11 protein-coding genes are annotated in these 12,119 nt (G+C 61.2%); 4 read left to right on the top strand and 7 right to left on the bottom strand.

The window, feature by feature from the left end:
* The first annotated feature begins 7 nt into the window (after positions 1-7).
* Complete coding sequence (locus AO692_RS31215; RefSeq protein WP_054313900.1) at positions 8-1,042, top strand: ABC transporter substrate-binding protein; 1,035 nt, start codon at positions 8-10, stop codon at positions 1,040-1,042.
* 79 nt (positions 1,043-1,121) lie between these two features.
* On the opposite strand, the gene AO692_RS31220 is transcribed toward AO692_RS31215, so the two are convergent.
* The 4 genes from AO692_RS31220 to dctP form a co-directional block, all read right to left on the bottom strand.
* Positions 1,122-2,390 (bottom strand): ArgE/DapE family deacylase, encoded by a 1,269-nt coding sequence (locus tag AO692_RS31220; protein ID WP_054313901.1) that lies wholly within the window; start codon positions 2,388-2,390, stop codon positions 1,122-1,124.
* 40 nt (positions 2,391-2,430) lie between these two features.
* A complete protein-coding gene (locus tag AO692_RS31225; protein ID WP_054313902.1) occupies positions 2,431-3,744 on the bottom strand; it encodes a TRAP transporter large permease subunit in 1,314 nt (437 codons plus the stop codon).
* A 5-nt stretch (positions 3,745-3,749) separates the two neighbouring features.
* Positions 3,750-4,265 (bottom strand): TRAP transporter small permease, encoded by a 516-nt coding sequence (locus tag AO692_RS31230; protein ID WP_054313903.1) that lies wholly within the window; start codon positions 4,263-4,265, stop codon positions 3,750-3,752.
* Positions 4,266-4,388: 123 nt separating this feature from the next.
* Positions 4,389-5,345 carry a TRAP transporter substrate-binding protein DctP gene (dctP, locus tag AO692_RS31235; protein ID WP_210168310.1) on the bottom strand — a complete coding sequence of 319 codons (957 nt, stop codon included), beginning with the start codon at positions 5,343-5,345 and terminating at the stop codon, positions 4,389-4,391.
* A gap of 283 nt (positions 5,346-5,628) precedes the next feature.
* Between dctP and AO692_RS31240 the strand changes: the two genes are divergently transcribed.
* Genes AO692_RS31240 through AO692_RS31250 form a run of 3 tightly spaced genes read left to right on the top strand, consistent with a single transcriptional unit; the run spans position 5,629 to position 9,327 of the window.
* Entirely contained in the window at positions 5,629-6,498 is an 870-nt protein-coding gene (locus tag AO692_RS31240) for a xanthine dehydrogenase family protein subunit M (RefSeq protein ID WP_054313905.1), read from the top strand.
* Complete coding sequence (locus AO692_RS31245; protein WP_054313906.1) at positions 6,495-6,983, top strand: (2Fe-2S)-binding protein; 489 nt, start codon at positions 6,495-6,497, stop codon at positions 6,981-6,983. The genes AO692_RS31240 and AO692_RS31245 overlap by 4 nt, the downstream gene beginning before the upstream one ends.
* A 1-nt stretch (position 6,984) precedes the next feature.
* Positions 6,985-9,327 (top strand): xanthine dehydrogenase family protein molybdopterin-binding subunit, encoded by a 2,343-nt coding sequence (locus AO692_RS31250; RefSeq protein WP_054313907.1) that lies wholly within the window; start codon positions 6,985-6,987, stop codon positions 9,325-9,327.
* Positions 9,328-9,402: 75 nt separating this feature from the next.
* On the opposite strand, the gene AO692_RS31255 is transcribed toward AO692_RS31250, so the two are convergent.
* From AO692_RS31255 to AO692_RS31265, 3 genes are all read right to left on the bottom strand, one after another.
* Complete coding sequence (locus tag AO692_RS31255) at positions 9,403-10,899, bottom strand: pyridoxal-phosphate dependent enzyme (RefSeq protein ID WP_054313908.1); 1,497 nt, start codon at positions 10,897-10,899, stop codon at positions 9,403-9,405.
* A gap of 104 nt (positions 10,900-11,003) precedes the next feature.
* Positions 11,004-11,687 carry a GntR family transcriptional regulator gene (locus AO692_RS31260; RefSeq protein ID WP_054313909.1) on the bottom strand — a complete coding sequence of 228 codons (684 nt, stop codon included), beginning with the start codon at positions 11,685-11,687 and terminating at the stop codon, positions 11,004-11,006.
* An 84-nt stretch (positions 11,688-11,771) separates the two neighbouring features.
* Complete coding sequence (locus AO692_RS31265) at positions 11,772-12,104, bottom strand: cupin domain-containing protein (protein WP_054313910.1); 333 nt, start codon at positions 12,102-12,104, stop codon at positions 11,772-11,774.
* Positions 12,105-12,119: the final 15 nt, after the last annotated feature.

Genomic DNA, 12,119 nt, shown 5'->3' on the forward strand with positions numbered 1-12,119 from the left:
GAAGACCATGAGGATCACCCGCAGAAATCTGTTGGAAGGAGCGGCTGCTTTTGGCCTTGCCAGTGTTGTGTCCCGCCTGCCGGCCCATGCACAGGACCCGTCAGCTGCGCCTGAGAAAACCGAACTCATGTTCGGCGTCGGTGGGAAACCGCTTTTCTATTATCTGCCGCTGACGATCGCAGAGCGTAAAGGATTCTTCGAAGAAGAGGGCATCAAGGCGACGATCAATGATTTCGGCGGCGGCGCAAAGTCATTGCAGGCCTTGGTCGGCGGGTCAGTGGACATCGTGACCGGCGCCTACGAACACACGATCCGAATGCAGAACAAGGGACAGGACATCAAGGCTGTCTGCGAACTCGGCCGCTTTCCTGGCATCTGCATCGGCGTACGCAAGGACTTGGCAAACGAGATCAAGACGATTGCCGACTTGAAGGGTCAAAATGTCGGTGTCACGGCACCCGGTTCCTCCACCGCACTGCTGCTTCAATATGCGTTGATCAAGAACGGCCAATCGGCCGATGCCGCTTCGATCATCGGGGTCGGCGGTGGTGCGAGCGCTGTTGCCGCTGTCAAGAAAGGTGAGATCGCCGCTCTTGTCCACCTCGACCCGGTCATCACCCGATTGGAGGTCGACGGCGACATCACGCTGTTGTTGGACACGCGGACCGAGGAGGGCACGCGTCAGCTTTTCGGTGGCACGAATCCAGCCGCAACTGTCTATCTCCAGCAAAGCTTCATCGACGCCAATCCGATCACCACCCAGCGTGTCGTCAATGCTTTCACCAAATCGCTCGCATGGATTCACAAGGCATCTGCCGACGACGTTGCCGATGCCGTACCGGAGGAATTCCTGCTGGGCGACCGCGACCTGTACAAGACCGCTTTTGAAAAATCGCGTGCCATGTACTCCGAAAAGGGCCTGATCGCCGAGGAAGGATTCAAAAGTCTCCTGGAAATGCTCAAGACGCTCGATCCGGAGCTTGCCAACGCGAATATCGCCTTCGCCCAGACCTTCGACCCGCGTTTCGTGAAAGCCGAATAGCCGGGAGAGGGCAGAGAGCTCCCGTCGTGCGGTGGTTGCGGACGAGCCGACCGGCTGCCGCCACCACCGTCCTCGGCTGTCACTCCTGGGCGCCGCACCAATCCATGATGCACAACGCCATCACCTTGATCGCGGTCATGTAGTCGTCGATCGAGACATATTCGTCGTTTGCGTGCATCACCGCGGTCGAGCCGGGGCCGAAGATCACGGTGGGCGTCGCTCCATACTCGTTGAGGAAGCGGGTATCGGCTGCGCCCTGGCGTCCACTGATGACGGGATCCTTGCCAGCTACCGATCGGTAGGTTTCCGACAGCAGCTCGACGATCGGATGGTCGCGCGGGATTTCCGATGCCTGCGCGTCATAGCCAACGAAACGCACCACCGGAGGGTGGTCGCGCATCCATTCGTCCTGCGCCGCGACCTCGGCGATCTTGTCGACGAGGCTCTGCTTGACGCCCTCATGGTCCTCGCCGGGAACCGTGCCGATGCTGCCTTTCAATACGGCACTGGCCGGGAAGGCGCTCGGGTAGTTACCGGCCTGGAAGCTGCCGATGATGCAAGGCAGGGAGTCCAGCGCATTCGGGTAAAACGGATGGCGGACGGTGGCGACGCGGTGGTCTTCCAGTTCCTGGACGGCCTTGACGATCTTGTTGCCGAGATCGATGGCGCTGATGCCGAGATAGCGTTGCTGGATCCCTGCAGGTTTGCCCTGCACGTCGATCTGGAACCAGATTCGCCCGATACAGGCCGGCTGGACCGCCAGATCGCTGGTTTCACCGGAGATGCCCGCGTCGGCCTTGTAACCGCGGATCACCGTGTCCAGCGTGCCGTGGCCGCTCACCTCTTCGTCGATGACGACGTTTATATAGACGTCGCCTTTCAGCTCGACGCCGGCTTCCTTGAGGAACTCCACGGCAAGGATATGGCTGGCGACGCCGCTCTTCATGTCGCAGGATCCGCGGCCATAGATACGGCCATCCTTGATCGCGGCCGACCAGGGATTGTCGCTCCACCCCTCGCCATTGCCGACGGGGATCACGTCGGTATGTCCGTTGAGCAGCAGCGACCGGCCTCCGCCCGCACCCTTGCGCGTGCCCACGATGTTGGGACGCCCTTCATAGCCCCGATCCACCGGTCGGTATCCGGGATGCTTCTTCAGCTCTTCCCAGTCCGTCTCCCACATGTCGACGTCGAGGCCGATCTTGTTCATGTAGTCCGACACGAAGGCCTGGATCGCGGCCTCGTCGCCGGTCACGCTCGGAATCGACACCATCTTCTGCAGGAACTGGATGGCCTTGTCCCGGTTCCTGTCGATGGTATCGAGGACGGCTTGGCGTTTGCTGGTCATTTTGAACTCCAATGTTCTTGGGTGCTGGTACGAAGCGCCGTCAATTCATCTTGCTTGGCAGCCAAAGGACCAAGTCGGGCATCGCGATCATGATTGCCATGAGAAGGATGTTGATCAGGATGAATGGGATGGCCGCGCGGTAGATGTCGCCCATCGTCGTGTTGCGCGGGGCGATGCCCTTCATGACAAACAGCGAGAGACCGAAGGGCGGCGTGATCGTCGCCATCTCCAGGTTCACCATCATGATGATGCCGAACCAGATCGGATCCCAGCCCATCTGATGAACAATCGGCAGGAAGATCGGGATCGTTACCAGCACGATCGAGGTCTGCTCGATGAACATGCCCAGGAACATGACGATCAGCTGCATCATAATGAGCACCAGCAGCGGCGGCACCGGCAGGTCGTTGGCCAGACTGGTGATCGCGCTGGTTGCCCCGGAAAAGGACAGCAACTGGCTGAACGCGGCGGATCCCGTGAGGATTATCAGGATCATCACGGACAGCATGGTTGCAGAGCCCACGCCCTTGACCAGAACCTCCCAGTTCAATTTCCGATAGAGCAGTGCCAGGACGAAGGTGAGGAAGGTGCCGATCGCAGCAGCCTCGGTCGGCGTTGCCGTGCCGAAGAATATCAGGCCGATGATCATTACCACGATGCAGACCGGCGGCACGAGATAGAGCGTGGCGTCATGCAGACGTTGGCCAATCGGCACGCGAGGCGCCTCGTAGGCTGGCGCCTCATCGGGGCGAAGCGTCGCCCGGATGATGATGTAACCGATGCAGAGGATCGCCAGCAGGATACCGGGCACGATGATGCCGATGAGGATCTTCGCGACCGAGAACCCGCCCAGGCTCGCCAGCACGATCGCCAGCGTCGACGGCGGTATCAGAATGGCGAGGCCGCCGCTGGCCAGGATGGGGCCGATCGACATCGCCTTTGCATAACCGCGCTTTTCCATTTCGGGTGTCAGCGTAGAGCCCAGCATGGCGACGGACCCCATGGCCATGCCCGTAAGCGTGCCCAGCACGGCACCCGCCCCGATCGCCAGGACGGAAAGGCGGCCGGCGACGAAGCCCAACCATTGATCGAGCACCTCGATCATTCGTTGCGCGATGCCGGAGTGGAACATGATCGAGCCCATCAGAATGAACATGGGCACGGGCACGAGGACGAATGTAGAGATCGAACTGTCGATGCTGAGGACGAGCTGGTTGAAGCCAGAGACTCCCCCCCACAGGTAGTAGACGCCCGCCAGATTGACGAGCAGAAAGGCGATCGCGACCGGAACGCCAATGACCATGAACAGTCCGAGGCCAAGGAAAAACGCCAGGAGAAATTGCCACCATTCCATAGTCTTCAAGCCTCCTGGCGAGGTGTTTCGGAGAGCAGGGCTTCGCCGCGATAGGAGCGCACCGCCCGTCGCAGGAACTCGATGCCAAGCAGGAAACAGCCAATGGGGATCACGACGAGATTGACAGCCCGTGGGATCTCGATCTCCGCCGCAATGAGGATTCCACGATGCAATGAGAGCAGCACCGCTTTGGTCGCAAACCATGTCAGCACAAGGCATACGGCGGCACCGACAAGCGATCCGAAGAACATCGCAACGCGTTGGGTTTGAGGGCGCAGGTTGGCGACTACGATATCGACCGTCACGTGACCGTCGCGGCGGAGCACCCATGCGGCTGCAAGGAACGTGATGTAGACCATCATCGTTCCGGTGATCTGGTCGATGCCCAGTATACCGTGGTGAAACAGCGCCCGAAGCACCACCTTCATTACGGTCAAAAGCATCATGGCGATCAGCAGCAATGCCGAGATGACGGCAAAGAAGTTAAGTATGAAATCGAACGCGCGCTCGAGCTTGCTCACGAGGGTGTCCTGACTGTTTGTGTTTGAGACGATTTGGCTTCATGAGGTCGGCGGCTCTCGCATGACCTCGATTGACCGCGCCCGACCAGGTGGCGGGCGCGATCGACGCCGTCGGCCGCGCTGTTATTTGGCGGCAAACAAGGCTTTGACTTCAGCCACCCGTTCCGCGCCGAGGATCGACTCGTAGTAGGCCCAGAGGGAGTCGTTGGCGACCTTCGTCCAGCGCTGAGATTCTTCGGGCGAGATATCCAGGACCTTCATGCCATCCTTGATCATGATGGCCTGCTGCTCCTTCTGGTTCTTGTCGAACCAGTCGAGCGCGAATTTCTGCGTTTCAGCGATCGCCTTGAGCAGGATGTCCTGCACTTCCGGTGACAGGCTGTCCCACTTGTCGAGGTTCATGGCAACGCTGCCACCGCTGCGATACATGGGCTGATTGATCATGTATTTGGTGACGGTCTGCCAGTTGTAACGTGTGAAGGCATCGGCCACCGGCCAGCTGAAGCCATCGACGGTGCCGCGGTCCATCGCCAGGAAGATTTCCCCCGGCGGCAATGTGATGGACTCAGCGCCAACCGCTTGCACGAAGTGGCGGGTCAACGGAGCCACGCGCAGCTTCTTGCCCTTGAGATCGTCTACCGACTTGGCGGGGAAATTCGTGGAAACGTAATGAGCGCCCTCGCCTGGATCGCCGGCGGCATGGCCGATGTAACGCACGCCCTTCGCCGCGTAGAGCTTGACCATGTAGTCGTAGAGCGCTGAACCAGGGCCGCCATCGGGGATCGTCAACGGCGACAGTTCTGTAATATCACCGCCCGGCACCACGCCGGCCCAGTAATTGGGGGCGCCGTACCAAACGTCGAATACCCCGTTGACCAGGGCCTCGGGCTGATCGAATGGCGGCAAGACGTCGTCTGAACCGATATAGGTTATCGTGACTTTGCCTTCGCCAAGGCGATTCACGTTCTCCATGAAGTTCTTGCCTACCTCGGCGGTGGGCGAGAAGCCGGGCGACCAGGCACCCACCATCTTCAGGGTAACGGCGTCCTGGGCATGCGCGATGCCGCCCACGAACATCATGAGGCCCAAAGCCAAGCCGCAACTTCGTGCAAAAGCTCGCATTCCAATCTCCTCCCGTGGCGGCCGTGTTCCATCGGCCACGCAAATTCTTCAATCCTCCGCCCGCGATTGTTCGCTGACATCCCGAAGCCTAATGCGAGCGTCGTCTCTTTGTCTACAATTTTTTTTCTATTGCATACAACGTGAGTGGCAACTAGCTTGCGTGAGAGGTTTGGAGGTGCCAGTTGGAGAGATCTGAACCTGTACTCCTTCAGGATTCTCGGTGGTTGTTAAGGGGGAGCCCATGAGGCCAGCGTCATTTGAGTACCATCGCGCGACGTCGCTCGAGCACGCGCTCGAACTGCTGAGCCAGTTTGGCGACGACGGGCGGCCGATCGCCGGCGGCCAGAGCCTGGTGCCGATGATGAACTTCCGACTGGCAAGGCCGGGTCATCTCGTCGACATCAACAAATTGCCGATCGCCGGGATTGAAGTCCTCGGCAAGACACTGCGCATCGGCGCGCTCACCCGCCATGAGGCCTATTTCGGCAATCCGCTGATCGCCAGGCACTTCCCCGCCTTTCTGGATGCCGTCCACTACATCGGTCACCCCACCATTCGCCGCAACGGTTCGATCGGCGGCAGCATCTCGCATGCCGACCCGACAGCAGAACTGCCTGCCGTGGCGGTTCTCCACGACGCCGATATCGTCGTCCGCTCGACCGCGGGCGAGCGCCGCATCCCGGCAACGGAATTCTTCCTGAGTGCTTATGTGACAGCGCTGGAACCGGGTGAGATGGTGGTGGCCGTCGAGCTGCCGCTACCACCGGAGACCTCGACCGGCAGCTTCATCGAACTCGGCGAGCGCAGCGGCGACTTCGCAACGGCTTCAGTGGGAATCACGCTGGAGCACGACGGTTCTGCCGTCACGAAAGCCGCAATGGTTTGCAGCGGCGCCGACCTCTTTCCGATACGGGCACCCGAAATCGAAGATTTCCTGGCCGGCCAACCACTCATCGATCCGAAGGCCAAGGAAGCAGGCCAGCTCTTTGCCGAATCCATTGACCCGGTGGACGACCACATCGCTTCCGCCGATTACCGCCGCGGCCTGATCGCGCAACTCACGCAGCGCGCCATAACGACCGCCTGCACCAGAGCGCTGGGAAAGAAATGACCGAGATTACGCTGGAAGTGAATGGCGTCACCAAGACGCTCGATGTCGAACCTCGCCGTCTGCTGGCGGATGTGCTGCGGCAGGAATTCGACCTGTCGGGCGTGCATATCGGTTGCGCTCACGGTGCCTGCGGCTGCTGCACGGTGCACCTGGACGAAACACCCAGGCTGTCCTGCCTGACCTTCGCCGTGCAGTGCGACGGCTCTTCCATCAAGACCGTGGAGGCCATGGGCGGTCCGTCAGCCGACCATCTGTTGCAACAGGCCTTCAAGAGCGAACACGGGCTGCAATGCGGCTACTGCACGCCGGGTTTCATCATGACGCTGGCGCCCTTCGTCGACGAGGCAATTGCCAGCAGGCGGATGCCCGAGAATGACGAGATCCGCGAAGCGATGAGCGGGAACATCTGCCGCTGCACCGGCTATCACGGCATCGTGGCCGCAGTGCGCAAAGCGATCGGAAGCGGCCTTGGGGAGAACGCCTGACATGAAAGCCGAACAGCCCAGACACGTCGGGGCACGCATCCAGCGTTTCGAGGACATCAGGCTGCTGTCGGGCCTGGCGCGCTATATCGACGACATCCGCCTGCCCAACATGCTGCATCTCAATTTCGTGCGCGCCGATATCGCGCATGCGCGCATCGTCGGGATCGATTCCTCGGCCCTTGCCGACATCGGCTATCCGACCTGGGTCTTCACCGGCGAGCATACCGCCGGTCTGTCGATGAAAGCGCATCAGGACTACCCCGAGATGCAGTATTCCGAGCAGCCACTGCTCGCCGAAGGCAAGGTGCGCTTCGTCGGCGAGCCTGTTGCCGTCGTATTGGCCGAAGACGCCTACAAGGCCGAGGACGCGGCCGAGCATGTGATGGTCGAATACGACTCCCTGCCCGTTGTCGGCACGATGAAACAGGCGCGCGATGCATCGCTGCCGCCGCTGTTCGACGGATGGACGAGCAACGTCATCGTGCAGCGTCAAATGAAGGGCGGAGATCTCGAGGCGGCCAGGACAGCCGCAGCGCATGTCATCAAGCGTACCTATCGTACGCAGCGGCAGGCTGGTGTGCCGATGGAGTGCCGCGGCGTCGTAGCCCACTACAATCCCGCCGATCGCCTTTTGACGGTATGGTCGTCGACGCAGATGCCGCATCTGGTGCGCACCTACATCGCTGAAGAGCTGAACCTGCCGGAATCGCGCATCCGCGTCGTCGCACCGGATGTCGGTGGCGGCTTCGGCATCAAGGGCCAGGTTTTCGGCGATGAAGTTCTGGTGGCTTGGCTCGCCATGAAGACCGGACGCCCCGTGAAATGGATCGAGGACCGCCGCGAGCACCTGGTCGCCTCGCTTCATGCCCGCGATCACGAACACACGCTGGAGGCCTATGTGTCGGCGGACGGCCGTCTGCTCGGCCTCAAGGCGGACATCACCGTCGACAACGGTGCCTATTCGACCTTTCCGTTCACCGCGGCCGGCGAGCCGGGCATGGTCGGCAAGGTGCTCCCCGGCCCTTACGACTTGAAGGCTTATGAGGCGACGTTCCGCGCCGTGGCGACCAACAAATGCCCGATCGGCACCTATCGCGGTGTCGCCCGCCCTTCCGCCGTGTTCTCGCAGGAACGGCTGATGGACGACATCGCCCTCGAACTCGGCATGGATCCGTTCGAGCTCCGATTGAAGAACATCGTCCGGGAGTTCCCCTACAAGAACGTCCTCGGCTTCACCTATGACGAAGGCTCCTACGCGCAATCGCTGGAGCAGATGCGCGGGTTGCTCGCAAAAGACATCGTGGACGCTACGGCCTCGCGCGCCTCCGAAACGACGCGCATCGGCGTCGGCTTCGCCTGTTTCATCGAGCAGACCGCCCATGGCACGCCGGACTTCACCCGCCGCCGTGTACCCATCGAAACCGGCTATATCGCAGCCCGTGTGGAGATGTCGCCGGATGGCGAAGCGACCATCGACCTTGGCCTGCAGAACCACGGCCAGGGCCTGGAGACCACGATGGCGCAGGTGGCGGCCGATGCGCTCGGCATCCTGCCGGAAAACATCTATGTCCGCCACGGCGACACCCTGACGACGCCCTATTCGGTCGGCACCTGGGGCAGCCGAGGCGGTCCGCTCGGCGGAGGTGCGGTGCACATCGCCGCAACCAAACTTGCTGACAAGTTGCGCGCCATCGCCGCGCACCTGCTGCAGGTCAAAGCCGACCAGATCGAATTGGCAAACGGCAAGGCGTCGGTACGCGGCAATCCCGGAAACCACATCGAGATCCGCAAGCTCGCGCGTGCAGCCTTGCGCAATGTCGACCAGCTTCCCGAGGGCATGACGCCCGGCCTGGAAGCGCATGCGAGTCTCGACGGTCCGCGCGACGGCAGCTATTCAAATGCCGTGCATGCAGCGGTGGTCGAGATCGACGTCACCACCGGCAAGATGAAGCTGCGCCGCTTCGTCGTGGTCGAGGATTGCGGCACCATCCTCAATCCTTTGGTGGTCGACGGCCAGGTAAGAGGCGGCGTGGTGCAGGGTATCGGCTCGGCCATGTTTGAGCACTTCATCTATGACGCCGAATGCCAGCCGCTGACCACCAATTTCGCCGACTATCTGATGCCGCTAGCGCCGGAGATACCGGACATCGAAGTCCATCACATCGAAACCCCGACCCCGCTGACGCCACTCGGTGCCAAGGGACTGGGCGAAGGCGGTGCCATCGGTCCGGCAGCCGCCATCGCCAATGCCGTCGCCAACGCGCTGGGCGTCGGCGTGATCAGCACGCCCCTGAACACCAATGCCCTGTGGAAGCTTTCGCAGCATATCCGCGAAGCTGTCTGAGCCTCGTCTGATCGAAACATCGAAAAGGCCGGCGAAGCTTCGCCGGCCTTTCATCTTTCACCTTGTCGTCAAAGGCTAGTTGCGGGCAGATTGCACCGCGGCGTTGAATTCCTCGATCAACCCATCCCACACCGGCACCATCGCCATCAGGCCATCCCAGAACAACTGGTCGCGGCGGCGCGCGAAATCCTCGAGCGAAACGCCCTGCTGCTCGACCCAGGTGTAGTAACCCAGATTGAAGATACGCTCGCGTTCGGTGCGTGTGAGTTCAAGAAGCGCGTCGGTGCGCGCGCCGGCAAGATGCTCGCCAAACACTTCGGCTGCCGAGAGTTGATCGAACACGCCGTCGAAGGACGCGTTCAACACCTTGTCCAGTTGGGATTCATACATGGCGGCGCCATCGGTCGCGACGGTCAAGATGACGTCGTCTTCACCGAGGTCGAGATATTTCGCCAGCTTGATCGCCGCGACGATATTGGCGATCGACGACAGGCCGAGATGGCCAAAGCTTTCCAATTCTGTATCCGACAACCCCTTGCGCCCACGCAGGTAATCCCGACCGGCCGGAAGATTGAACAGGAGATTCAGACTGTCGGGAGATCGCTCCGAGACGCCGACGACATAATCGGTGTTGAAGACATTGTGGATCAGCGGCACGTGCTTGTCGCCGATGCCCTGGATGTTGTGCTCGCCATAACCGTTGTTGAGCAATGTCGGGCACTCGGTTGCCTCCACCACTGCGATCTGGCAGCCGAGGCTTTGCTTCAGATGATCGCCGGCGGCCAACGTTCCCGACGAACCGGAGGCAGCCACGAAGGCACGGGCCTTGAGCCTGTTTCCGCTGGCCTTGTTGACGGTGGCAAAGACGTGCTCCAGTGCGGGGCCGGTCACGGCCCTGTGGGCAACGTAGTTACCGTATTCGCTGAACTGGTTGAGGATGACATTGCGCTTGTCCTTCGCCAGTTCGTGGCACGCGTCGTAGATCTCCTTCAGATTGCTTTCGCTGCCTGGCGTGCGCACAATATCGGCCGGATCGGCCATCCACTTTTCGAGCCAGTTGAAGCGCTCCGGGCTCATGCCTTCCGGCAACACGGCGACACTGCGTGCGCCGAGGATCGTCGATATCGCCACGCCGCCGCGGCAGTAGTTTCCGGTGGACGGCCAGACAGCGCGCTGGTTGTCGAGGTCGAATTGTCCCGTCACCAGTCGGGGAACCAGGCAGCCATAGGCCGCCAGGACCTTGTGCGCGGCGATCATCGGGAAACGGTCTCCCGTTGCAACGACGATCTTGGCGGGTACCCCCGTCAACGCTGAGGACAAAACCAGATGTTGCGGCGTCTCGACCGCTTGCCGGCGGTCGGGACCATTGTACCAATGAACGCGGAACAGGTTGAACGGGTCGGCTGTGTCCGGGTCTATGTCGGGCAAGACCTCGCGGGTTGCCGCGTCGATCATGGATGGCGATGCCAGTTCGGCAAGCTTCGGCAGCCTTATCCCCGTTTTGGCGAACGCTTTCACGGCTCTGGCGTGCACCGCGCCATCCACCACCTGCCTGGCAAAAAGGTCACTCATCGCTTCCTCCTCGACGGTTCACCGTCATCCGGTCTTTGGTCAAAAGCTCCCCACCCCGCGGCGGCCGGGCGCCGCGGGCAAACTCGCCTTCAGGTCGAGTGGTTCTATTCGATGCCTTCGGCTTCCAGCGCGAGCAGGACGTCCGCGGCGGCACCCGCCAGCAGGTCGACATGCTCGCGCATCAGATCATGCGCCTGCGCTGCATCGCCTGCCGTGACGGCTTCGACGATGCGGCCATGCTCGTAAGCCGACTTCGTCATGCTGCGCGGCGTGGTGATGTGGCGGCGGTAGACGTTCAGGCGATTGCGCAGCTTGCGGCTTTCCATCTGCAGGAAGACGTTGCGCGAGCCGCGGAAGATCGAGTCGTGGAAGATGTTGTTGGTTTCATAGAAACCGCCGTAATCCTCCCTTTCGGCCATGGCAGCGCATTCCTCATGAAGCTTGCGCATCTCCACGACGTCCTCCTTCGTCATACGGCGAGCCGACAGCCGCGCCGACAGGCCCTCATATTCGGCCATGACCTGGAACATCTCGATGAGCTCGCCCGTCGTCAGTCGCTTGACGGTCGCACCCTGATTCTTCTTGATATCCACCAGGCCGCTGGAGGCCAGATGGCGCAGTGCCTCGCGGATCGGCGTGCGGGATACTTCGAAGCGGCGCGCCAGCGACTGCTCGTCGAGACGTTCCCCCGGCCGCAGCACGGCGTTGAGGATATCGTCTTCCAGTATACGAACCAGGCTGTCCGCGGACGGTCTGGCTTCCTTGGCCCCATCGATGACTTCGCTCAACGTTTGCTCCCAGATTCTCGCCCTTCCTAGATGCATTCTCGCCAGACACTATGCAAGCACCTCGGAAGCGATTGTATACAACCGCTACTGCTGCACCGTGATCACCAGATAGGAAGCTTCCTGATCGGCCTCGTTGATCGTGTAATGCGGATCACCCGGTTCGAAGAGAACGGACTCACCCTCTTTCAAGGTGAAACGCTCCTTGCCCGTGTCGAACGTCAGCTCGCCGCGAACCAGGTAGAAAAGCTGCGACCAGTCGTCATGATGGTGCATTTCGCCACCGCCGCCCTTCGGCGCCCTCGAGACCTGCACAGAAAAGTTGCTACCCTTGAAGGGCACGACGTCCAGCACGGTCAGCCCGCCAAAGTGGTTCGGTGGCGTCACGCCGGCAGCAGCACCATTTTTCCAGATGTTCATGTCGGTACCTTTTGG

This window comes from Mesorhizobium sp. 1M-11, from assembly GCF_001303895.1.
In the GTDB taxonomy this organism is placed as follows: Bacteria; Pseudomonadota; Alphaproteobacteria; order Rhizobiales; family Rhizobiaceae; genus Mesorhizobium.

What these genes read in the sequence shown, in the direction of transcription:
- AO692_RS31265 (WP_054313910.1), bottom strand. Translation starts at nt 12,104, where the DNA reads ATGAACATCTGGAAAAATGGTGCTGCTGCCGGCGTGACGCCACCGAAC.
- AO692_RS31255 (WP_054313908.1), bottom strand. Translation starts at nt 10,899, where the DNA reads ATGAGTGACCTTTTTGCCAGGCAGGTGGTGGATGGCGCGGTGCACGCC.
- AO692_RS31215 (WP_054313900.1), top strand. Translation starts at nt 8, where the DNA reads ATGAGGATCACCCGCAGAAATCTGTTGGAAGGAGCGGCTGCTTTTGGC.
- AO692_RS31225 (WP_054313902.1), bottom strand. Translation starts at nt 3,744, where the DNA reads ATGGAATGGTGGCAATTTCTCCTGGCGTTTTTCCTTGGCCTCGGACTG.
- AO692_RS31240 (WP_054313905.1), top strand. Translation starts at nt 5,629, where the DNA reads ATGAGGCCAGCGTCATTTGAGTACCATCGCGCGACGTCGCTCGAGCAC.
- AO692_RS31250 (WP_054313907.1), top strand. Translation starts at nt 6,985, where the DNA reads ATGAAAGCCGAACAGCCCAGACACGTCGGGGCACGCATCCAGCGTTTC.
- AO692_RS31245 (WP_054313906.1), top strand. Translation starts at nt 6,495, where the DNA reads ATGACCGAGATTACGCTGGAAGTGAATGGCGTCACCAAGACGCTCGAT.
- dctP (WP_210168310.1), bottom strand. Translation starts at nt 5,345, where the DNA reads ATGATGTTCGTGGGCGGCATCGCGCATGCCCAGGACGCCGTTACCCTG.
- AO692_RS31220 (WP_054313901.1), bottom strand. Translation starts at nt 2,390, where the DNA reads ATGACCAGCAAACGCCAAGCCGTCCTCGATACCATCGACAGGAACCGG.